Raw genomic sequence first — 23,228 nt, 5'->3', positions numbered from 1 at the left:
TTGTGTTTGATGTCCCAAACGAACTATAGTTTCTATTCTCATCGAAGGGCTTTGATCCAGCCGATCGAATCGGCTTGCAAGTCATTTTCTCAAAGAAGCGCTGAGGTTTTCCATGCAGTTGACCCACTGGCTAAACGATCTTGCTGAGAAGTTTCGCTTTGGACGATGTGGCTTCGCTCGCTCGCGTCGCCGAATCGGTAGCGTGCCGATGACGGCCGAAGTGTTGGAAGATCGCACGCTATTGTCAGCACTGACGGTGAACTCCACGGACGATAACACCAACAGCGATGCCTTCCTGACGCTACGTGAAGCGATTCTTTTGGTCAACAATGGTGGTGATTCGATTGCGGCGTTGGATCGGGCGTTGACTGCTTCGGAACAAGCCCAAGTTGACACCACCGAATCATTCGGCACGAACGACACGATCTCGTTCGACCAATCGTTCGGCGGTGGAACCGTGACATTACAGTCGCAAGGTGCCGCCGGTGGTCCCGAATTATTGATTTCCGCATCGGTTCAACTAACGGGACCGGGGTCATCCTTACTCACGATCAACGGACAAAACAATTCACGTATCCTCAGCGTTGATGGAGAAACCACGATCGACGTCGGTATTCGCGGCGTGACATTCGTGGCTGGTGCCGTTGGCAACTCGCAGAATGGTGGTGCGATCCAAAACCGGGGCGAGACGTTGTCACTCGATGACGTATTGTTCGTGAACAACGAAGCCGAACGCGGTGGAGCACTCTACACGCAAGGCGGCGTTGTGAGCATCATGAACTCGAACTTCAATGGAAACAACGCGCTCGCGGATGGCGGCGGAATCTACAACGATGGCGGGATTATTAATATCGCCACCTCAGTCTTCATGAACAATTCTGCGTCTGCGGATGGCGGTGCATTCTACAACGCCACCAACGGTGCTGTGCTCGCGGATACCCTGACGTACAGCAACAACATGTCCGACAATACCGGTGGGGCTATCTTCAACGGAGGAGCATACGGTCAAATTAACGGTGCCATTTCGAGCAATATAGCACTCACTTTCGGAGGCGGCGTCTACAACACCAATTCTCTTGACCTAAGCAACGTAGTGTTGGACTCGAACGATGGCGTTACCGGCGGTGGAATCGCAACGCAAGTTAGCGGGGAAACTGCGCTCTTGAGTGTGACACTCACCAATAACGATGCCAGCGTGGGCGGTGGACTGTGGACCGAAAACGGAGGAACGACCATGCTGGCCGATTCCACCGTTACTGACAACTCCGCAGTCAGCAACGGTGGCGGAATTGTCAACAACGGCGTCACAACGATCAGCCAATCGCTCGTTGCCAACAATATCACCGATGGCGATGGTGGGGGAATCGTCAACTCCGACGGCACGACGACTGTGATCAATTCCACGATCTCAGGCAATTCGGCATTCGGTTCCGGCGGTGGGATTTTCAACGGTCTCGGTACCATCAACATCGTTCACGGCACAATCACCGGGAACAAAGCCGACTCCGAGGACAACGGCGGAGCGGAAGGCGGTGGGGTCTTCACGAACGATCCGGGAAGCACACTCGTCGCCGTTACATCACTCTATAACACGATCGTCGCCGGCAACGACCAAGGCCTTTCCAGTGCTTTTCCTTCCGATATCGAAGGATTGCCAGTTGGTAGCAACAGTGCCAGCAATTTAATTGGTGATCCAAATTCTGCGGGTGGACTGACACACGGCGTCGATAGCAATATCGTTGGACAGGACGACGGTGGCAGTGGACGCGAACTCCTACCAATCACGAATGTCCTGGATATCACCCTGGCTCCGAACGGCGGCCCCACGGAAACTCACGCGTTAGTGGCGGACGGACCGGCGTTTAACGCAGGAAACAACGCTTTTGCGACAACACCGGGTGACGATGGCATTCCCGGAACCAGTGACGCCAACGAAGAACTACTGATCACCGACCAACGGGGCGTTAATGCTAACGAAGTGCCGTTCAGCCGAATCGAATTCGGGACCGTCGATATCGGTGCCTTCGAAACCCAGTCCGCAGTGATCAGTATCGCGGCTAATGTTGCCAGTGCTTCGGAAGGTGATTCCGGATTCACCGACTTCACGTTCACCATCACACGGACGGGAAATGTCGACGGCATCGCCACGGTTGATTACACCGTCTCGGGCAGCGGAATCGACTCCGATGATTTCGGTGGAATCTTGCCGAGCGGAACCATCACCTTCACTGATCAAGAAACGACACAAACGCTGACGTTGTCAGTCTCGGGCGACATCATCCCCGAATCCGACGAACTTTTCACCGTGCAGTTGAGCAACCCTTCGACGAACGCAGAAATTGGTACCGGTTTGGCCGCGAGTACCATCCTCAATGATGACGATCTCAGCGATTTCCCGAACATCTCTGTCAACGACATCTTCCCTGTCGAAGACAGCGGAACAGCAACGGTGACGATTACGTTGTCCCAAGTCATCACATCTAATGTGTCGATTGACTACGCGACGGCATTCGGGACGGCCGATGCAACCGACTTCACGGCGACCTCCGGAACCGCGACGATTATCGCCGGGACCACTTCAACCACATTCGATGTGGCCATCACACCGGACACTGAACTCGAAGCTGACGAACAATTCACGATTGATCTTTCCAATCTGATCGTAAACGGATCCGACACGGTCTTTGTTGCCGATGCCCAGGGAATCGGAACCATTCTCAACGATGAAGTGGCGACCGGTGTGGCCAGCGTCCAACCGCGTCCCGTGATCCCCACAGCGATCAATGGCAACGCTTTCCAAGAAGTCGGAGCGGGCAACTTCGACGGTGTCGTCAGCACGTCATCCTCGTCAGCTGACAGCTTGGGCATGCCTAACAATCTCGCGATGACGTTCGACACTGTGATGACCAACGACGCCTCCGGAACACCGGGTTCGGCTGCAGATGACTTGTTCTTCTGGGACCCACGTACCGGCCAGAACCGCATTGTGTTCGGCGATGGCACGATTCAAGACGATCCATTCCCGCGCACGGCGATCAACGGGAACGATTTCACGGTTGTCGTGTTCGGCAACTTCGATAATGGCGGTGGAAGCGACTTGTTCTTCTGGAACCCGCTCACCGGCCGAAACCGAATCATGCACGCCAACGGGCCGACTGGCAACGTGACCGGCACGATCGAAACCAATGTTGTGCCGGAAATCGCCATCAATGGGAACGAGTACACCACGTTCGTGTCCGGCGATCTCGATGGTGGCGGAGCCGAAGATATTTACTTCTGGAATCCACTGACGGGGGAAAACCGTTTGATTCACTTTGAATCAGTCATCGTTGGTAGTTCCACAAGCGGGGCCAACTTCCAAACCTCAGTGATCGACACAACGTTCATCAACGGAAACGACTTTGAACAACTCCACTTGGGGCAGTTCACATCCGCTGGGTTGCCGGAGTTTCTGTTTATCAATCTGGGTACCGGATCGAACCGGCTTGTGCCTTTGTTAGCCGATATGGCAGGTGAGTCCACCATGACCGGCGAAGTGCAAACGAACATGCTGCCCCCGACTTCGTTCAATGGAAACGACTTCGAGCAAATTGAAATCGGCGACTTTAACGGCGACGGTGTGGACGACATTTTCGCATTCGACATGACCAGCGGTCAAAACCGGATGTCTGTCACGAGTCCAATTATGATGCCACCGATGATTGTCGAAGACGTCGTTCCACGTGGGGCGATCAACAACGGATTTTCTAAAATTAGCCGCCTCACGGATCAGGTGTTCGCGCCGGGGGCTCAAGACAAGCTGTTCTTCTGGGACCCCGTCACCGGCGAAAACCGAGCGGCATTCTTGTAAGCCACGTGAGTTCAATGCAACGAATCCCGGCGTTCAGCATGCACTTGAGCACTGGATGCCGGGACCGCTGCGATCGTCTGGATGGTGGGTTGTCAACGTTTCTGGTTGACGGGTTCGGCGCGTCCGCTTAAACCGCGTACAATCACGGTCGATAACGAGTGTTTCACTCGCAAACGGCCTACACTCGCGGACGGCAATTGAAATGGCATCGGATTCACACGCAAACCCAACCAAAGTTTCCCGCAATCGGCGACCGGAGGGCATGTCGCTTGAAGATTGGCAGATCGCATTGCGACGCCAATACGGACGCGATCAAGATTTCGCCGTCACCAACATCGGCGATGATCCGGTATTTTCCGAGTTCAAAGTCCACAACGCCGCCAGTGGGAATACCTATCGAGTTGCGATTCGAGGCACACAACTCGGCGACAATTACTGCTCCTGTCCGGATTTCGAGACGAATCATCTCGGCACGTGTAAACACATCGAGTGGATGCTGGCTCATCTTGAGCAGGACGAAAGCAAAGCCCAGCGGTTGCACGACGGCTTCTTTCCGCCCTACACGGAAGTCTTTCTGAAGTACGGTTCGCAACGAAAAGTCGTTTTCCGCGCAGGGGCGGATTGTCCCGATGAGTTGAAAGAACTGGCCAAAAAATACTTCGACGACACTGGCACACTCAAGCAGGACGCCATCGGCAAGTTTCCTGCATTCCTGAGCAAAGCGGGCGAGTTCGATCATGAAGTTCGCTGTTACGATGACGCATTGGCGTTCGTTGCCGAAGTTCGTGATGAACAACATCGCAAGCAGCATCTCGCAACCGTGTTCCCGGTCGGTGCACGCAGTGCGAACTTGAACAATGTGCTGCGATTGCCGTTGTACGGGTATCAGCGGGAAGGGGCATTGTTCGCGGCGAACGCCGGCCGATGTTTGATCGGCGACGACATGGGGCTCGGCAAAACCGTGCAGGCGCTCGCGGCGGCGGAAATTTTGGCGAGTGAGTCCGGTGTGGAGAAAGTGCTCGTCATTTGCCCGACGAGCCTGAAACATCAATGGGCACGCGAAGTCAAAAAATTCACGCATCGAAGTTGTGTGGTTGTCGAGGGCACACCGACGAAGCGTGCCGATCTTTACGCCGAAGATTCGTTCTACAAAATCACCAACTACGACACAGTCCCGCAAGATCTGGCCCTCATCGGGCGGTTCGCTCCGGATTTAGTCATCGTCGACGAAGCTCAGCGAATCAAAAATTGGGACACGCAAATCGCGAAAAGCGTCAAGCGAATTGATTCTCCCTATGCCATCGTGCTCACCGGCACGCCGTTGGAGAATCGGCTGGAAGAACTGATCTCGATCGTGCAGTTTGTCGATCGACATCGGCTGGGGCCGACATATCGGTTCTTGGACGAACACCAACAACACGACGAAAGCGGGCGTGTCGTCGGGTATCAAAATCTCGATGAAGTGTCTAAGACCCTCGAACCGGTTTTTCTTCGGCGAACCAAAGCTGACGTGCTCGATGAATTACCGGAGCGGATCGAGAAGAATTTCTTCGTCCAAATGACGCCACCGCAATGGGACGCGCATCAAGACAACCGCGAAACCGTCGCCCGCATCGTGCAGCGTTGGAAACGCGTTGGCGTGCTTCGTGAACCCGAGCAACGCCGACTGATGATCGCCCTGCAAAACATGCGAATGGCTTGCAACAGCACGTATTTGCTCGATCAGGAAACCGATCACAGCGTCAAACCGGACGAACTGGTGGCGTTGTTGTCCGATTTGTTCGAAACGCCGAATGTGAAAGTCGTCGTGTTCAGCCAATGGACGCGAACTCTCGAACTCATCGTGCGTCGCCTGGATATTGCGGGAATCGACCATGTGTTTTTCCACGGTGGAATTTCCAGCAAACGTCGCAAGGAGTTTGTCAGGCAGTTCCACGACGATCCCAATTGTCGGCTGTTTCTCTCGACCGATGCCGGCGGTGTCGGCTTGAATTTGCAGGTCGCGAGTGTGGTGATCAATCTCGACTTGCCTTGGAACCCGGCGATTCTGGATCAGCGGATCGGGCGGGTCCACCGGATCGGCCAAACCGAACCCGTGCAAGTCGTCAATATGATCGCCGAAGGCACCATCGAAGAAGGCATGTTGCACACGCTCGCATTCAAGAAGAGCCTCATGGAAGGCGTACTCGACGGTGGGCAAAGCGAAGTGTTTCTCGGCGAAGGTCGGTTTCAGCAATTCATGGAAACCGTGGAGTCCGTCACCGACTCCATCAGCAAGACACCACCGGAACCAGCAACACAGCCGGAAACGCTTAAGTCACCCGCTCCGCACCCGGTGGCCTTCACGCCCTACGAAACACCACAACCGACCGGTCAGGAAACCACACCCGCACAGCCAACCGCGAGTGTTTCGGCGGATGCGTGGAACGGTTTGATTCAGAATGGCGTGACGGTGCTGCAACAACTCGCGTCGGGCAACGCCAAGTCCATCGAAACCATTCAAGACGAGAAGAATGGTCAGTCGTATCTCAAAATTCCATTGCCAGAACCGGCAGTTCTGCAAGAAACTCTGACCGCCGTCACCAAGCTATTGCAAAGTTTACAACGCTGACGAAGACTTCACTTTTTGATGAACAATCAGCCGGTGAAGGTTTGCCACAGTTTGTGACCAATGATGAGACCGATCGCAAGCAGCGTGCCGAGGGTAATCATCGTCACACCGGCGGCACTGATGCGGCGGAGTTTGCGGACGGTCGGTGATGTGGGACGGGCGGCTTCCGGCAACGATTCCAGCGTTTGCATCAATGCCCGATGGAACAACTCCGCTCCGATGACCGTCGTCAACGAGAACACCAAGAAACACCACTGAACCAGCGTGATCCCCAAAACCCAGCCAGCGGCCAATACGACCGTTCCACCGAAGAAGTAGACGAAGAACGTGCTATCGCCGCGAAATCCTTCGGTCAAACCCCGTTCGGCATCGACCAGACGACGACGCCACATTGGTCGACGACGTTCGGCACGGCAAAGGGTTTCTTCCGCGTCCAATTCCGTCGGATTCGGCGGTTCGACCGGTTTGGTTTCCGCCGATGGGTCGGCGAATGTTTGCAGACGAAGTTGCGGTTGCGACATTGCTAAGAATCAGGATTTGGGAGTTCGGGATTCGGGGATGAGTTTCAACGTCTCACGTCATCACCCCGCACCTCATCACATCATCATGTCGATCAACGGAAGGTGGGTAACAGCGACCCAAGTTGTGTCATCGAGTACGGCGAGAGCGGACCGAATCGCGGTTCCAGTGCGAACATCACACCCGCATTGTCTTTCCCGGCGTCGTAGTTTGCTCCCAAGTGGAACAGGAAGTCTGCACCGACTCGGGTGACGGTCAGCGATTGCCCGGCGTTACGTTCCTCGCGGAGGTCGTACGCCGTCGCGAATGTGCTGATCCATTTCGGACTCATGCGGTAGCTGTAACTTCCGGTGGCGATCAAACTATTGAGAGCACCACCTTTGACCTGTTGCACCCCGACGTACAAACTGCCGCGTTCGCTTCTTTGCGTGTTGAAACCGGCATTCCAAATTTCCTGACCACCGTCGAAGAAGTCGTACATCGCGTTAGCGACGAATTGGGTCCGGTCGCCGAAGTTCCATTCATAGTGCCCGTCGAGCAATCCGAGCGGCTCACCAAAGTTGTCGCGTTCGTCATCTGGGAAGTACGAGACAGCCACGTCAAAGACCATCCAGTCTTTGATCCGCATGCGTTCCGGCGGACCGACTTTCGTCTGCAAGCGATGTCGCCACGCCAACCGCAAGACGTTCAGATCGTCAATTAACTCGTGATACGGGTCGGTCACATTTCGCCCGGCTCCGTAACGAATGGCGTAGGAGCGTGGGTCCAACTGGGCTGGCACACTACCGTTGAAGATCAAACTCGGAAACCGCTGACGGTATCGCTGTTGGGCGTTGTCGTCGATTTCGTTGTACTGTGGAATCATATCCACTGAGGTGTCCGATGCGGTGTAAGAATACTCCGCCTCGAAGACCATCTTATGAGCCAAACCATTCAGGTTGAAAATTCGACTATGGACGTAGGGGAAAGTCCGCATCGCGAACAAGCTCCCGCGAATCCCGCCGCTTCCCACAAGACGTGTGAGTGAATCGCCATTGAGGTCTTCGCCCCAAAAGTCGGCTTCTCCCATCACAAAGGGCACAATGTTGAACGGCCCCGCTTGCAGTGGTGCATTGAGTTCATGCCGCGTCATTAACACCGCACCTTCGCGGTCTTGGATGTACGGAATCGGCGTGTAGATATCGAGCAGTTGCTGCGAATATGTGGGAGGATCTCCCCGTCTCAAAGCGGCGTACCCGGCGGATGAATGCTGACTCCAATTCACCCAACCATCGAGGATCGGTTGGCCGAGCGTGTAGGAGTCGCCACGCACCCAGTTGGTTTCGTTCTCGAAATCGTTCAATCGTGGTTGGAACAACGCCGTCCACGCCTCGTTGCCATCGTACTGTTGTTTGAAGTACAGCAACGTTTCTTGGTCTTTGTCGCGGTCGTATTCCGACTCCCAATACTGTTCGAGAAAGTTCGGATCGGATAGCACCCCGATTTCGGCAATCATATCAATGTTGCCGGGTAGAAACTGTCGGTGCCGCAGTTTTAATCGGTAGCGATTTTCATCTTCGAGCGGAATCGATTGGCGTTCACGACCAAGATTGTCTTCACCACCATCATGGATGTAGTAGACCAATCCTTCACCGAAGAACGACCCCGGCACGCCGAACAAGCCTTCGCCGCCGTAGGTGCCACCGGTTCCCAAGCCGACGCCTCGATCGGTGTACACATCGGTGTGCAACTCCCATTCGGTGCCGTCCGGTTGGTCGATGCCGGTCAGTTGGAACATGTCCCAACCGACTCCGAGTTGAAATCCAAAGATGCGGTCGTATCCGGTCGAGAACCGACGGATCGGAATATTTGGATCTTCAGCCGGTCCCGCAATCTTGGGCAGATAGAGTAGCGGAACCTCATCGACGAGGAATTTCGTGTTGAGTGCCGTCACGAACGGAACGTCACGGACAACTGGCTGACCGGTGATCGGATCGCGAGCGCGTGCCCCCTGCCCCCACCATGGTCGCATGATTCGGTTTTCGAGGTAAATGTCGCTGGCCTGCATCCGGTATCCCGGCTTGGCAAATTCACTCGGCGTCACATAGGCATTCTGGGCGTGGAACGAATCCCGCGAGAGTTGCCGCAGTCGATCGGCACGCACACGGACGTCGCCCATCAGCGATGGTAAAAATGTTCGCAACTCGGCATTCACAAGGAGTGCCCGGTCTTCGCGTGCGTCATACACACCCTGAGCCGCCCGGACGACGTTTTCACCCTGACGGATGACGACGTTGCCTTCCAGGTAGATCGTGAATGGAGTGTCGCGTGTTTGATAGCTCTCCGCTTGGAAGTCCGCACCGCCACCGGGTTGAGTCCACACAACCACACGGTCGGCTTTCAAATCGATCGTGCCAAACTCCTCGACGCCATCGATGACCACGTTGATCCCTCCGGTCAATCGCCAGATGAGTTCCGGTGGCGTGGAATCGGTGGTTTCACGGGTATCCAAGTTGAACGGTGGTCCGTAGCGAGGGAAGAAGCGAATGCGTCGCAAACTCGCAGGACGGGATTGTTGAATCAACAAACTCGGTGGCGGAGCCGCACCTTGTGGGATACGGAGTTGAGTCGGATCGAGTTCCCGCCGACCGGTTGTCTTTTCCAAATTCTTCTCAGCCCGAAGAAAGACCGGGTCTTGTGGTGCCGGCTCAAAGAGCGGCTTGAAGTGCTCAACAACCCCCGCCCGTGTGGCAATTTCAACAACCAACGGCGAGTCGGAAACCGAACTTCCAGGGCGTTGCACCAGCACATCGTCTTCGAGGTAAATCTGCAAGTTGTCGCGGACCTCTTCACCACGCTCGGTCTGTGTTCGCCACACAACCATCTTCTGTGCGAAGATCACCGTGGAACCCTGCACAACTCGGCAGCGTCCGCGGAGGAGGGAAATTGTGGTGTCACCGTTGGACCACTTCTGTGCCAAGTCTGCGTCGATGGAAATCGGATCTTCATCCGTGGCTTCACGAAGCATTTCCGAAGGAGCCGGTGCTTCCTCGTAGTCCGACGCAACGCCCGCTTCCGCCGTGATATTCTCGGTGTCCCGATTCAGAAACCGATCGAATAACCGAAGCGGTGAGGAAGATCGTCGCGGTGTCGTTTCGGGTCCGTTTCCGACCGACGGAGCCGGTGGGATTGCTTCACCGGCTTCGGGGTCCGGAGCTGGTGGCGGAACGAGACCGGGATTTGCCGCGGTCAGTTCGATCGCATCGTTTTCTTCTAAGAATTCAAACCCGCCCTGAACCGCCGGCTCGCTGTCGGCTTCGGCTTGGTTGGGCATTGGGGTCCAGTCCCAATCAACTTCCGAAATCGACCGGTCGGTCGTTGGGGAAGTTGAGTGCGATGGTGCCGAATCAAATTCCGGGAACGGAGACGCTTCCGAATTTTGGGATTCGGTTTCCAGTTCGGTCTGTCCACGCAGTCCACTGTGCCACAGACCTCCCGCAACCGCGAGGGCAAGCGCAGCGAAAACGGTGGCGATCGACAGACCGCGCAATTGAGACCAAAGGGCCGCCTTAGGCATTCCCTGGAATCCGATGAAGAAACATAGAGTGAGTCAGTTTGGCGAAGCTCGTCCTGTTGATTGCGGTGTCATCCTGACGACGGCATTCAACGTCCCGCTGGGCGAGCCAGCCCTCTCGATAGATTGAAAGGGGCGGGACTATAAGTCGGTCCGCAAAACGGGTCAAGACATTTTTTTGACAACTTCCCAGTTCGCGGCAGAACCCATCGACGCCCTAGTGAAACCCCATGGAAAACGGGGCAACCATACGAGAAGAAACCCAACCATGATTGACCGAATCGGGAAATGGCCGTTAAGATCAATCGTGGTATTCATCCGTCAGACCGCGTTTCGGGTTCCGTTCGCAGCCTGGCGATTCCGCGACGATCCACTCAGACGACGGAATTCACAGTGGCTTTTCTCAAAGTCGTCAAAGGAGCCGTTCCCGGTCAGATCCTGGAACTGCACGGCGAACGGACCGTTCTCGGTCGACACCCTAATTGTCAGGTCATCCTCGACGATGCCTCCGTCAGCCGGCATCATGCCCAAGTTCTCGAAACGCATGGGCATTTCTATCTCGAGGATTTGCGAAGTCGGAATTACACGTATCTCAACGGAGATCGGGTCGAGGGGCGTACCGAACTCCGCGATAGTGACGAAGTCAAAGTCTGCGGAATCCTGTTTCGATTCCACACCGATTTGCCGACCAGCGATCAGCCAGTCAAAGACGACACAACCCTGGCCAGCCGAGTCGTTTCCAGCGATTCCGATGTGCATTCCAATCCCGCACGACAAACCGTAGAAATCCCCTCACAGCCTGAGGAAGATGACAGCGTCTCCGGAAAAAGTTCGTCGATCATCAGCACACTCGACGTTCGCAGCAGCCAAGATTTGCGGTTGGGCGTCAAACCGGAAGCGAAATTGCGTGCGGTCTTGGAGATGAGTCGAGCGTTGTCTCGTGCCGTCCGGCTCGATGATGTGCTCAAGGAAATGTTGGATGGCCTGTTCAAGGTATTCCCCCGCGCGAGTTACGGCATCGTGCTCCTCAAGGAACCTGCGAGCGACAACCTGCAAGTGAAAGCTACTCGCTCGTCGCTGCCTCACAAGGAATCCGACGAGATCTACAGCCGAACGATGGTCGAGCGGGCCATCGAGACCGGCGAAGCAATCCTCAGTGCCGATGCAATCAGTGATCGGGAATTCAGTCACAGCGAAAGCGTTCGCAGTCTGCGGATTCAATCGATGATGTGCGTTCCGCTGATGTCCCAAGAAGGCGAACCCCTCGGTGCCATTCAAATCGTCACTCAGATCACTCAGGAACAATTCGTTCAAGACGATTTGGATTTGCTCACGAGTATGGCATCGCAGGCCGCGTTGGCTGTGGAAAACTCGCGACTTCACGAGCAAGTGATGCAACAACGCGAGGTCCAACGCGATTTGGAAGTCGCCACACGGATTCAGTTCGGTTTTCTGCCGAACAATCGGCCGACATTGGAAGGATACGAATTTGCCGACTACTACGAACCAGCTCAAAGTGTGGGAGGCGATTACTTCGACTATATCCCGTTGCCGAACAATTGCGTTGCCATTGCCATCGCCGATGTCGCGGGCAAAGGCGTTTCGGCAGCGTTGCTAATGGTGCGATTGTACTCCGCCGCACGATTTCACTTGTTAATGCACCCGTCTCCGGCCGAAGCCATGACGGGATTGAACGCCGAAATCACGTCCAGCGGCCTGGGTTTCCGATTCATCACCTGTGTGCTGATCGTTCTGGACCCGGTGGCTCATACGCTCACAATTGCCAATGCTGGGCACATGTTGCCGTTGGTTCGTCGTGCCGATGGCAAAGTCGAAGGCGTGGGCAAAGGATTTTCCGGTATGCCGCTCGGCGTCGAACCGGACCAGGTCTTCCGCGAAACAACAATCCCGATCGAACCCAACGAAACGGTTTCCCTGTTTACCGACGGTATTACCGAGGCGATGGATCCTGCCCAGAATCTCTATGATACCCGACTGCTGAGTCAGTTTATTTCATCGGGGCCGACCAACACGGAGAAGTTGGTGCAGGGCATCATCGGGGATGTCGAACGCTTCTGCGAAGGTCGTCCGCAATCTGATGACATGTGTTTGGTCTGTTTTCGCCGATTGGAAAACGGGACCGCGACTGCTCCATCTTGACACAACTAGCTGCAGAAAAAGAGGTTGTGACCTATTGGAGTTGGAATCACACCACTTTCAGGACATGCCGCAAGAAGAGATAGAAGCTGTACACCACAACTCCTCCCACCACGAGCGTGGCGAATTTGATCAGATATTCGGCGACTTTCGGGCGTTTCGTGGCGATGATCTGTGCCAACACGAGCACAAATGCGACCATGCCGAATTTGAAGTAGATCATCCCCTTCATGCCCCACCGGTCAAAAAAATAGCGGGCCACCGGGTTTCCCTCCTGAAACGTTCCCGTTCGCATCAGGATGTAGGTCATAAAGACATCCAACGCACTGACGAACACATATAAAGTTGTCTCGTGCTCGAATGGCAAATGCCCGCGCAAGATATTCTTGCTCGGTTCGTTTCCATGATCCTGTTTGTTTGTCGATGTCATATTGTACCTTTGGTGTGCAATTTGACTGTCATTGTTGCAAAATCTTCAACCAATCTGGTTGAAAAAAGTACAATCTCAAAAAGAGATTCGGAACCCAAAAAGAGAAAACAACACACCAGGAAAATTCACAAGAAGTTACTACAAAAATACTTGCGTAAAATTACCCCAAGTAAAACAGCTTCTTTTGGACATGTTTTTCGGACTTCTGGCACGCTGTCTGCAATATGTTCGTGGCAGAGAGACTCAGAAGTTCACAAAAAGTAGCTCGCACTGCTTTTTGTTCGAACCACGAGTGAGAGAGAAAGAGAGAGACTCAGACCCACCGGCCTGTGGAGACAGGCTGCACACCTCACATCAGGCTCTTCAGCCTCCAATCCCAAATGGACCGAGACGATTCCCGCATCGTCTCGGTTCCTTTCTTTGATAGACGCAATACTCGCGTGACCGTCCCAACGTCCCGTTACTATTGAATTTCCACCGAACCTTTTTTCGGAATCATTCCTCTACCAAGAAACCTATTGATGCCCGGATGAGTGAGCGCTACACTAACAGTAGGCTATTTACTCCTTTGTCATATGGGTCCCCATGCTCGACAATGAAATCGTTCTGAACCATTTCTTGCTCGGCATGTTTGAGCAACTCACCAACGATTTCCCGACTGACGAAATGTCTCGGAGTTTTTCCGGTCATGGACATTCGCCGATTTGGATTGCCGGTCATTTGGCAATTGTCGGGGAGATGGGATGTCAAATCTTGGGCGGCGAAATCCGTCATCAAGCTTGGCTTTCATTATTTGGACCCCGTTCAGAAGATCTGCCGGAGAAGTTGTCCCATGTGGACCCGACCGATTGTCTAACCGCCGTTGCTCCGGCCTATGCCGAGTTACGGGAACTGTCTCAGTCTGCTTCTGCGGAGCATCTGAACGCACCGCATGACGTGGGAATTCTGAAGAATTCACCTCTCAAAACCAACGAGCATATCATTGCTCACCTTCTAACGACGCATCTCGCGTTTCATCTGGCCCAATGGTCGGCTTGCCGACGTGAACTTGGCCAACCCAAACTTTTCTAACATGCCAGGCGAATGCCGCCGGGCTGATTATGACCTCATTTAGTAGAGAATCACTTGGCGAATCCTATACGAGAAGAACTTCGGGTCGAAAATCAAACCGCCGTTTTGGCAGCTGTCCTCGACCCCAGTGACCCGGTCCCGAAGGAACGGGCCTTGGAAGAAATCCGCGGACTGGTTGAAACCGCTGGCGTGAGAGTCGTCGGTGAAATCGCCCAAACGCGCGACACAAAGCATCCAGCGACCGCGTTTGGCCCCGGGAAAGTCGAAGAATTGGCCACCTTGGTCAAAGCGACCGATGCTCAGTTGGTTGTCTTCGACAATAACTTGACGCCCGCGCAAGGTCGCAACTTGGAAGAGGCGTTGAAGACGGTCATTGTCGACCGCAGTGAAGTCATTCTGGACATCTTCGCCAATTCCGCGCGGACTCACGAAGCGAAATTGCAGGTTGAGTTGGCTCAGCTGTTGTACTTCCGCCCACGACTAAAACGATTGTGGACTCACTTGGAACGCATCGGCGGGGGCATCGGTGCCGGTCGTGGACCGGGGGAAAAGCAGTTGGAAACCGACCGTCGGTTGCTCGACCGACGTGTGTCCGAGCTGAAACGCAAACTCGGCGAGATCGACGCCCGACGCGAACGCTTGGTGGCGAATCGGCATGACCAAATGACGGTGTCGCTCGTCGGTTACACGAATGCCGGCAAAAGTACGCTGATGAATGCCCTGACCGGGGCGGATGTGTACGTCGCGAACAAACTCTTCGCCACGCTCGACACCCGCACACGGAAGTGGGACATCCCGAATCTTGGCGAAGTGTTGTTGAGTGACACCGTCGGTTTCGTGCGGAACCTGCCACACCATTTAGTCGCGTCGTTCCGTTCCACGCTGGAAGAAGCTCGACAAGCTCAACTGTTGTTGCATGTTGTCGACGCCAGTCATCCAGAAGCCGAAGAGCAAATCGACACGGTCTACAAAGTGCTCGATGAAATCGGCATCGAACATGAGAACGTGTTGCTCGTGCTCAACAAAGTCGACGCCATCGAAGACCGTTCCCTGGTGGACGTGCTTCGCCGTAAGCATCAAGACGCGATCGGCGTGAGTGCTCGCAGTGGTGAAGGGTTGGATCGTCTTCGGAATACGGTCGCGGAACGTGTCAGCGGCGGCTATCTCGATGCACAAATCGAAGCCGATGTTGGCAACGGTCGCTTAATCTCTTTCCTCGCCGAACACGCCGACGTCCAAGACACCACCTACGAAGACAACCGCATGATCATGCAGTGCCGCCTGCCCAAGCGGTTCCTCAAGACCGTGCAGGACGAAGACGCGACGGTCACGTTGCGATCCGACACGGGTGCGGTTCTGAGCGACTTGGAAATTCAGCCCGAACGCTGAGTTGCAATTCGGTGAAAGCGAGTATCTCGTGCGACGAGCGGACAACATCGAAGCGGAATTTCCGCCGGGGGTTACGATGCCTGCGGAACTGCGTCAGTTGTGCGATTATCTCGACGATACCGGCTACCCCATCAGTGGTTTGATGAAATTGCGGCCGGAAGGGAACGCGCTGAAACATTGGTTTGGTGACGGCACCGACGCTTGGTGCCAACTCGCCGGGTTTGGTGCCGATTCCACCGGGTCGCCTTTGGCTCTGTGGTTGTATGCCGGACCAGACACTTCGAAAGCTCCCGTGGTTTCTCTCGGCTCCGAAGGCGACAAGACCGTCGTTCTGGCGAACAACATTCGTGATTTCCTGATGTTGTTCGGAATCGGCTACGATGATTTGGGTGCTGCAAACCTGAATCAACCTCCGACAAACCCGGATTCTGCCGCCGATTTGCGAGACTGGCTAGCCGCCAAGTTTGGCATTCACTGCCCGGAAACCGGCATCGCGGTGGCGGAACATGGGCGTTCTCGGCACCCGGACTTCGCGCAATGGGTTGAGGACGCCGTCGAAAGCACAATCACGCGGGACGAACCGGAAGCGGAAGCATTGCGACAGCGTGTGTTTGCAGTTGCCGAGGACATGATCCGTGATGGCCGCTCGCAAGTCTATCAGGTTTCATCCGCGTGGTGGTCCATGGATTTCAAGGTGGTTCGCTATCGGAACCAACTTTTGCTCGACTACCGAGACCGTGGAAAATGGCATCCGATGCCAGAGCAGTACGAAATCGACGAGGTGGTGGCGCGGTTGCTTCAATTCGTTCGGAACAAAGAGCGAGACCACTACGAGGTTTCGGTAGTATGCAGTGGTCACGTCACGGTCGGTCCGTATCGAGAACTCGTCCTCGTTCCGCCAGCCAACGATGCGAATTGACCCAGCCATTCAACCGAACGATCTCATCAGCAGCAGTGCCGAACTCCGGCCTACGCAACTTCTGCGATCGTGTTATCGTTTGTAGGGAGTCGGTGGCAGTTCGATGGGATCGGGGTTTTGCAACACCCACCGAACGGCCAGCTGAACCAAGGGGGTCGGGTCGACGTTTTTGCGTTTCGCCGCAGCGACGACCGTTGCAGCGTCTTTGAGTTTCGCGGCCGATAGCGGGCGACCTTGTTCGATGCATTTGAGAAACGCATCCGCCATCTTGTTGTATTCGGCGTCCCAATTCACCCCCCCGTTTCCGTCAAGTTCACGCCGGATCCGTCCGGCGATGCGGATCACCTCGCCTTGAACCGTAGCTGCGGGGCCACTTGAGGGAACAAGCAATTCCCACAGTTCCTCATATCGTTTTTGCCACGTCTTTGATTGGACTGTGATCGGAGATTTGCCGTCGTGGATTTCCCGACGAGGAGCCGGTGTGGCATCAAAAATCTCGTAGAGCTTGTCGAGAGCCTGACTCGCGGCATCGACGGACTCGGGATTATATCTGCTCCGGTGGAATTCGAATTGCTTGCCGATCTCCTCGACAAACTCGGCCATCCGTGGCGTCTTCTTGGCCCCGGCCTCAAGGAGCAATTCCGCGATTTCCACCGTCTCTTCGATGTAGGATCGACCAGCCAACGCCGCTTCGAGCGGGGTGAATTTCGCTTCCTCAGGGCCGTCGACATGAGCACCATGTTCCAGAAGGACACGGACGTTCGTCACATTATACTTTTCGACCGCGACATAGAGCGGCGGTCTCATACGGTTTTCGGCTTTGTTGGGGTCCGCTCCGAGTTCGAGCAACACACCCACGTTTCCCCGGCGGTAATTAAGGCGTGAATGCAGCGGAGTATCGCCGTTTTTGTCCGTGGCGTTGAGGTCCGCCCCCTCTGCGACCAGCCAACGGACTAATTCGTCGGGACAATCGACAAACGCAAGCGCTGGTCGTTTGTCGTAGCCGCCACGAGCATCGAGTTCGCAGCTTTCGAAGATTGCTTGCAATTCGGCGAGATCTCCTCGCTCGAGGAGGGCTTCGAAATCCTTGGGAAGTGTTTTTCGTTTCCTCTTCGCCATCACGCCCCTCGGACCGTGGAATCAGTCGCTGCACGATACCGTCAAGAATTAAAACGGCACACGCAAACCATCGTACGCGAGTTCCACATTGTCTGGCAGTTCGGCATTGGTTTCTTCGTATTCGAGCATGCACGCGAGGTGCGTGAAGAAGGTTTGCTTGGGCTTCAAGCGTTCGACGACTTCCAACGCCTGTTCGACGTTGAAGTGCGTGGTGTGCGGTTCGTGACGGAGGGCGTCGAGGATGAGTGTGTCCAAGCCTTCCAAGTGTGGCCACGTTTCTTCGGGGATTTCACTGACGTCGGTGCAATACGCGACATCACCGATTCGGAACCCCAACACTGGTAATTTACCGTGCATCAATCGCAGTGGACGAATTTCTTGTCCGAAGAGTTCGAACGGTTCTAAACCGATTCGCTCAAACCGCAGGCGAGGCAATGCGAACTTGTGCGGGTTGATTGGGGCTTCTTTGCCAAAGGCGTAGTAATACGACTTCCGCAGAGCCTTCTCGACGGCTTCCTCACAGTACAACGGCACAGGGGCATCCATGCGGTGTCCGCAGATCCGCAAGTCGTCTAGACCGAAAATGTGATCCGCGTGGGCGTGTGTGAACAAAGTTGCGTGCACCAACGGGATTCTTTCCCGCACCAACTGCAATCGAATTTCCGGCGGCGTGTCAACGATCACCCAACGTTCGCCGACCGGGATGGCAATACTGCATCGCATCCGGTTGTTCCGCGGGTTGTCGGACATGCAGGTCTTGCATTCGCAGCCAATCACCGGAACGCCAACACTCGTACCCGAGCCGAGAACAATAATTTCGCGTGGATTGCCAGTGCGATTCATGAGCCGTGACAACGTTGAAGACAGAGAATCCTTCCAGAAACGATAACCGTAATAGCAGAAGTTATCGTCTCAGACTCTTCAAACCATAGGATTCCTCTGGCAATCGAGCAAGACCGTTGATCGCGGTTTATACAAGCGGTGAGCGAAATTGATTGGCAGTCGACGCCTTCGATTCGCAGGGGATGCTCATCCCGCCAGCGATGGCGCGATTTCGAGGCACGAATTGCCCAAGACTCATGCACACATCGCGCGCTTGGTGCCGAAGCGCATGATCAGCCAGAAATTTTATCTTCTTGCTAGACAGTGACTTAAGAAAAAGTTCGGGGTGTGCCAACCGAACTGGCACACCCCTTGCAATACATCTCTTTCGGAAGCGTTAAGCTGGACCGACTCTCCTCTCCAGGGTTGTAATCATGTGTGGGTGATTACAACTCAACCTTCCTCAGGAGATCGGTCGGAAGTGTAGCCGGATTGAGCCGCGTGTGTGCTTCTTCCGGGCGAGCGCCTATACTTCCGGCCGTCTCCTTTTATTTTAACATGGAAAGCCTCAGGGTGTGAACCCTGAGGCTTTTTTTTGTGGGATCGTTCCTTTCCAAAAGGCGAAAGGTAGTAGATCAATCTTCAGACGTCTGGTAGGATTGAGAATCACTAATATGATTCGTCCTACCAATATTTCCCCGCCGTCGAAGGATGGAGACCGTATGAATTCCATTCGCCTGTTCCCCCTGAGTCTCATCGTCTGCGTGTGGTTTGCTCACGTTGTTACAGCGGCAGAGGTCAAAGAGAAGCCTCAGGAGCCCAGTCGCGAGGAAGTCAAATTCTTCGAAAATGAAATCCGGCCGCTGTTGGCGAAGAACTGCTACAAATGCCACGGCGAAGAAAAGCAAAAAGGCGGTCTGCGTTTGGACGGCATTGGTTCGATGCTCGTCGGCGGAGAGTCGGGGTCACCGAGCGTTGTGCCGGGCAAACCTGATGAGAGCATGCTCATCGAAGCAGTTCGGTGGGATTCTTACGAGATGCCGCCAAGCGGACGACTCGACGACGCTGAAGTCGCCAAGCTCACCAAGTGGGTTGAACTCGGCGCTCCGTGGCCGGGCGGACATGGCAGTGTTTCTGACCAACCCGTACGCCCCGTTGAGAAAATCACCGAAGAAGATCGGCAATGGTGGGCGTTCCAACCAGTCACCGATCCCGCCGTTCCCGAATTGGAAAATGACGAATGGTGCCGAACGGATATCGATCGGTTTGTGCTGCGAAAACTCCGAGAACACAAATTGTCACCCGCGAAGGAAGCGGATCGAGAAACATTGATCCGCCGCGTGACATTGGATCTGACCGGGCTGCCTCCAACACCGGAGGAAATCGCCGCGTTCGTGAATGATCCGTCATCCGACGCGTATGAACGGCTTGTCGATAGTCTTTTGGAAAGTCCTCGTTACGGTGAGCGAGCGGCTGTGCAATGGCTCGACTTGGTCCGATACGCGGAGTCCGATGGATATCGCCAAGACGCGTATCGCCCCCATGCATGGCGATATCGGGATTACGTGATCCGTTCGTTCAACGATGATAAACCTTACGATCAATTTGTGACCGAACAACTCGCGGGAGATGAAGTCGCTCCCGGCGACGCCGACGCACTGGTTGCCACCGGTTTTCTGCGACATTGGGTTTACGAATACAACCAACGCGACTGCCGTACGCAATGGGATGTCATCGTCACCGATATGACCGACGTTACCGGTGATGTGTTCCTGGGCATGGGAATGGGATGTGCCCGCTGTCACGATCACAAGTTCGACCCGATTTTGCAGAAAGACTATTTCGCATTGCGAGCCTTCTTGGCTCCGGTCTTGCCTCGCGATGATGTGCCCGCTGCGGATGCGAAAGAACGTGAGGAATACAACCGGCAACTCGCCGTTTGGGAAGCCAAGACGGCGTCCATCCGAGAGGAAATGGACCAGCTGCGTTTTTCTTATCGGCGGAATGCCAAAGCGCGAGCGGTTGAGAAATTCCCACCGGACATTCGCAAGTTCATGAAACGTCCCGAAAGCGAGTGGACACCATTGCAACGGCAGTTGGCCGACCTCGTCTTGCGGCAAGTCATCACTGAAGAGAAACGAGCTGAAGCCAAGCTGAAGGACGAAGAGAAAAAGCGGATAGCCGAACTGGAGAAGCAACTTGCTCAGTTCGACGACATTAAACCGAAACCGCTGCCGGCAGCCATCACGGTGACCGATGTCGGGGCGGAAGCTCCCACGGTGACGATTCCCGGCAAGAAAAAGCTGGGCGAGATCGAACCGGCATTTCTGACCGTGCTTGATCCGGCGGAACCGGACATCAATCCACCAGCGGAGTTGGAGTCCACCGGACGCCGGACCGCGTTGGCCAAATGGATTACCGATCCCGAAAATCCGCTGTCGACAAGGGTGATCGTCAATCGAATCTGGCAACAACATTTCGGGCGAGGCATCGTCGAGACCGCGAGTGATTTTGGCCATCTTGGCGAAAAGCCCACGCATCCAGAATTGCTGGACTGGCTCACGAAACGCTTCTTGGAAGATGGTTGGCGGATCAAGCCGTTGCATCGTCGGATCGTGATGTCGGCGGCGTACCGTCAAAGTTCCTTCGCCGACGATACCGAAGCGGCCGAAATGATCGACGCCGAGAACAAATTTCTCTGGCGTCAGAATGTTCGTCGCATGGAAGCGGAGCAAGTCCGCGATGCGATTCTCGCCGTCACGGGTGAACTCGACGAAAAGATGGGCGGTTCCGCGGTCTCGGGGAAGAGTCCTCGCCGCAGCGTCTATACCCAAGTCAAACGAAACTCGCCGGACCCATTGTTGGCGGCGTTCGACGGAGCGATGCGGATCACGAGTACGCCTAATCGCAATGTGACGACCACGCCCACGCAGGCACTGCTTCTGATCAACGGTGATTGGACCGTCGAACGAGCCCGCAAACTGGCCGGACAGTTGGAGCAGATCGCCCGTTCCAAAGGGCTGGCGACAGCGATTGAACGAGCATACAAGTTAACTTTCGGTCGGTCGCCTCGTGAGGTGGAAACGCAATCTGCGTTAGCATTCCTGGAATCGCAACGTCGACTGGCCGCTGAAGCAGCCAAGAATTCTTCATCCGAACTGAAAGCCAGACTTGGCAAAATCAAGACAGTCAATGGCGAGAGTGCGGCTCTCGATCTGCGGCCTGCAGAAAAGCAAGGTCGATTGGTTCATTTCGATTCGTCGGCCATTTCCAAATCGTTCCCATCGCAGGACTTCACCATTGAGGCGGTCATTCAGTTGCGATCGTTGTACGCGGACGCTTCTGTCCGCACGATTGCCTCGCGTTGGAACAACACCAAGCAACACGCCGGGTGGTCGCTCGGCGTGACCAGCACACGCAGCGGGTACAAACCGCGAAATCTCATCCTGCAAATTGTCGGCCATAATGGACAGGGACAGATGACGTATGAGGTTGTCGCTTCCAATTTGCGGCCGGAACTTAATAAGCCGTATTACGTCGCGGCAAGCGTCGATGTGAGCGAAACCGGCAAACAGGGAATTACGTTCTATCTGAAAGATCTCTCCGTTGCAGATGCCCCGCTGCAAATGGCACACGTTGCTCATAAAGTCGTATCGCTTGCAACGGCATCAGCACCATTGATTCTTGGTGGTCGAGCAGAAACGAACCACCATCGTTGGGACGGATTACTCGACTCTGTGCGACTATCTGCAGGCGTTCTGCCGGAGAATAATCTGGCAGTGAACTCGGCATCACCAGCCAAATCCGCCGTAGCTGTGTGGAATTTCGATGGTCAAACGCCACTCGTCGATCATGCCAATCAGCACAAATTGGCATTCCAAGAACCGTCTCGAACAAACGTGGAGCAACAAGCCCTTGTCGACTTCTGCCACGTCTTGTTGAACACAAACGAGTTCTTGTACATCGACTAAAAACTAAGTTCGTTATCTCATTCGACAGACACCACTGACCAAACACATGACTAGATGGATCGTTGTTCCATCTAGTCATGTGTTTTACTTTAGTCACTCAGCGGTTTGGCACCCGCAAAACTGACTTGGCATTGAGAAATAGGTTCTCGAGCATCGGGGCTGGCGCGATTGCTTTTGCCTGCATCGGCGCAGGTTGGCGAAGGCCTTGATTGGCTTTATGAATAAAAGCCCGGGCGATCAGGACGTTTATTGCAACGCCAGCGAAGTCATCGTCGTCCCTGCACACCAATCTGACCGGCAAAAAACAGCCGCCGAAAGTGCTTGACACTTCAGGCGGCTGCTGTTGATTTGGTTCGCTGTGGGATGCGGTCACTACGACTGCGGCATGTCGACTTCGGGGAACAAGTTCCCTAACTGCGTGATTTGCAACACTTCGCGGATGTGACTCGAGGGGTTGTATAAGCTGACTTTCACGCCCTGACGGTGCAGGTGAAACAGGAAGCCCAACACACCACTGGAAACACTTTTGACGCCTGAAAGATCGACAACCAATGATTCGGTCTTGTGTTCATCGATCAATTGTTGCAGCGGTTCACGGAATTTGTCGAGTTGATTGTCATCGACAATTTCCAATGATTTGAATCCGATGAGCGTCGAGGGGCCCGTATCGTACACCATCAGAGCGCCATAATCGTCGTTCATCATATTTCCTTCGCCACTTGGGAAAAGCCCGGATGTTGTACAGGGGGACTCCATACATTATAGGAGATTGAGCCGGTATCGAACAGAGATTGTTTGGCTAACCCCAGAGGAATCG

At 54.7% G+C, this 23,228-nt stretch carries 13 protein-coding genes; 7 read left to right on the top strand and 6 right to left on the bottom strand.

All coding sequences use genetic code 11. The features are described from left to right. The first annotated feature begins 112 nt into the window (after positions 1-112). Both G6R38_RS06970 and G6R38_RS06965 read left to right on the top strand, forming a co-directional pair. On the top strand, positions 113-3,850 hold the full coding sequence (locus G6R38_RS06970; protein WP_166821954.1) for a beta strand repeat-containing protein: 3,738 nt from the start codon (positions 113-115) through the stop codon (positions 3,848-3,850). Between the two features lie 202 nt (positions 3,851-4,052). Further along, positions 4,053-6,461, top strand: coding sequence for a DEAD/DEAH box helicase (locus G6R38_RS06965; RefSeq protein ID WP_166821951.1), 2,409 nt, complete (start codon positions 4,053-4,055; stop codon positions 6,459-6,461). Positions 6,462-6,487: 26 nt separating this feature from the next. Here the strand turns inward: G6R38_RS06965 and G6R38_RS06960 are convergent, their stop codons facing one another. Both G6R38_RS06960 and G6R38_RS06955 read right to left on the bottom strand, forming a co-directional pair. Continuing rightward, positions 6,488-6,982, bottom strand: coding sequence for a diacylglycerol kinase (locus G6R38_RS06960; protein ID WP_166821948.1), 495 nt, complete (start codon positions 6,980-6,982; stop codon positions 6,488-6,490). A gap of 92 nt (positions 6,983-7,074) precedes the next feature. Next, positions 7,075-10,293, bottom strand: a complete 3,219-nt coding sequence (locus G6R38_RS06955; RefSeq protein WP_166821945.1) for a hypothetical protein — start codon at positions 10,291-10,293, stop codon at positions 7,075-7,077. Positions 10,294-10,821: 528 nt separating this feature from the next. Here G6R38_RS06955 and G6R38_RS06950 point away from each other — a divergent pair. Further along, entirely contained in the window at positions 10,822-12,693 is a 1,872-nt protein-coding gene (locus G6R38_RS06950) for a SpoIIE family protein phosphatase (RefSeq protein WP_166821942.1), read from the top strand. A 46-nt stretch (positions 12,694-12,739) separates the two neighbouring features. On the opposite strand, the gene G6R38_RS06945 is transcribed toward G6R38_RS06950, so the two are convergent. Next, positions 12,740-13,120: a DUF5658 family protein gene (locus G6R38_RS06945; protein WP_240928108.1), complete on the bottom strand. Its 381-nt coding sequence runs from the start codon at positions 13,118-13,120 to the stop codon at positions 12,740-12,742. A 585-nt stretch (positions 13,121-13,705) separates the two neighbouring features. Here G6R38_RS06945 and G6R38_RS06940 point away from each other — a divergent pair. Genes G6R38_RS06940 through G6R38_RS06930 form a run of 3 tightly spaced genes read left to right on the top strand, consistent with a single transcriptional unit; the run spans position 13,706 to position 16,499 of the window. Beyond that, on the top strand, positions 13,706-14,191 hold the full coding sequence (locus tag G6R38_RS06940) for a DinB family protein (protein WP_166821939.1): 486 nt from the start codon (positions 13,706-13,708) through the stop codon (positions 14,189-14,191). A 54-nt stretch (positions 14,192-14,245) separates the two neighbouring features. After that, the gene (gene hflX, locus G6R38_RS06935) at positions 14,246-15,580 is read left to right on the top strand and encodes a GTPase HflX (RefSeq protein ID WP_166821936.1); all 1,335 of its coding nucleotides are present in this window, start codon (positions 14,246-14,248) and stop codon (positions 15,578-15,580) included. Between the two features lies 1 nt (position 15,581). After that, positions 15,582-16,499 (top strand): SMI1/KNR4 family protein, encoded by a 918-nt coding sequence (locus G6R38_RS06930; RefSeq protein WP_166821933.1) that lies wholly within the window; start codon positions 15,582-15,584, stop codon positions 16,497-16,499. A 72-nt stretch (positions 16,500-16,571) separates the two neighbouring features. Here G6R38_RS06930 and G6R38_RS06925 read toward each other — a convergent pair whose 3' ends face one another. Both G6R38_RS06925 and G6R38_RS06920 read right to left on the bottom strand, forming a co-directional pair. Then, entirely contained in the window at positions 16,572-17,618 is a 1,047-nt protein-coding gene (locus tag G6R38_RS06925; RefSeq protein ID WP_166821930.1) for an ankyrin repeat domain-containing protein, read from the bottom strand. A gap of 48 nt (positions 17,619-17,666) precedes the next feature. Continuing rightward, the gene (locus G6R38_RS06920) at positions 17,667-18,341 is read right to left on the bottom strand and encodes an MBL fold metallo-hydrolase (RefSeq protein ID WP_240928107.1); all 675 of its coding nucleotides are present in this window, start codon (positions 18,339-18,341) and stop codon (positions 17,667-17,669) included. An 821-nt stretch (positions 18,342-19,162) separates the two neighbouring features. Between G6R38_RS06920 and G6R38_RS06915 the strand changes: the two genes are divergently transcribed. Further along, positions 19,163-22,411 carry a DUF1553 domain-containing protein gene (locus tag G6R38_RS06915; RefSeq protein ID WP_166821924.1) on the top strand — a complete coding sequence of 1,083 codons (3,249 nt, stop codon included), beginning with the start codon at positions 19,163-19,165 and terminating at the stop codon, positions 22,409-22,411. A gap of 372 nt (positions 22,412-22,783) precedes the next feature. Here the strand turns inward: G6R38_RS06915 and G6R38_RS06910 are convergent, their stop codons facing one another. Continuing rightward, positions 22,784-23,116 (bottom strand): STAS domain-containing protein, encoded by a 333-nt coding sequence (locus tag G6R38_RS06910; RefSeq protein ID WP_166821921.1) that lies wholly within the window; start codon positions 23,114-23,116, stop codon positions 22,784-22,786. Between the last annotated feature and the right edge of the window lie 112 nt (positions 23,117-23,228).

The organism is Thalassoroseus pseudoceratinae, assembly GCF_011634775.1.
Lineage (GTDB): Bacteria > Planctomycetota > Planctomycetia > Planctomycetales > Planctomycetaceae > Thalassoroseus > Thalassoroseus pseudoceratinae.
The sequence above is the reverse complement of the archived record's forward strand: the minus strand, read 5'-3'. Positions and strand labels throughout refer to the sequence as shown.

Excerpts from the sequence above, each read along its gene's own strand:
- G6R38_RS06970 (WP_166821954.1), top strand. The coding sequence starts at position 113 with ATGCAGTTGACCCACTGGCTAAACGATCTTGCTGAGAAGTTTCGCTTT.
- G6R38_RS06965 (WP_166821951.1), top strand. The coding sequence starts at position 4,053 with ATGGCATCGGATTCACACGCAAACCCAACCAAAGTTTCCCGCAATCGG.
- G6R38_RS06960 (WP_166821948.1), bottom strand. The coding sequence starts at position 6,982 with ATGTCGCAACCGCAACTTCGTCTGCAAACATTCGCCGACCCATCGGCG.
- G6R38_RS06955 (WP_166821945.1), bottom strand. The coding sequence starts at position 10,293 with ATGCCCAACCAAGCCGAAGCCGACAGCGAGCCGGCGGTTCAGGGCGGG.
- G6R38_RS06950 (WP_166821942.1), top strand. The coding sequence starts at position 10,822 with ATGGCCGTTAAGATCAATCGTGGTATTCATCCGTCAGACCGCGTTTCG.
- G6R38_RS06945 (WP_240928108.1), bottom strand. The coding sequence starts at position 13,120 with ATGACATCGACAAACAAACAGGATCATGGAAACGAACCGAGCAAGAAT.
- G6R38_RS06940 (WP_166821939.1), top strand. The coding sequence starts at position 13,706 with ATGCTCGACAATGAAATCGTTCTGAACCATTTCTTGCTCGGCATGTTT.
- G6R38_RS06925 (WP_166821930.1), bottom strand. The coding sequence starts at position 17,618 with ATGGCGAAGAGGAAACGAAAAACACTTCCCAAGGATTTCGAAGCCCTC.
- G6R38_RS06920 (WP_240928107.1), bottom strand. The coding sequence starts at position 18,341 with ATGCGATGCAGTATTGCCATCCCGGTCGGCGAACGTTGGGTGATCGTT.
- G6R38_RS06915 (WP_166821924.1), top strand. The coding sequence starts at position 19,163 with ATGAATTCCATTCGCCTGTTCCCCCTGAGTCTCATCGTCTGCGTGTGG.
- G6R38_RS06910 (WP_166821921.1), bottom strand. The coding sequence starts at position 23,116 with ATGATGAACGACGATTATGGCGCTCTGATGGTGTACGATACGGGCCCC.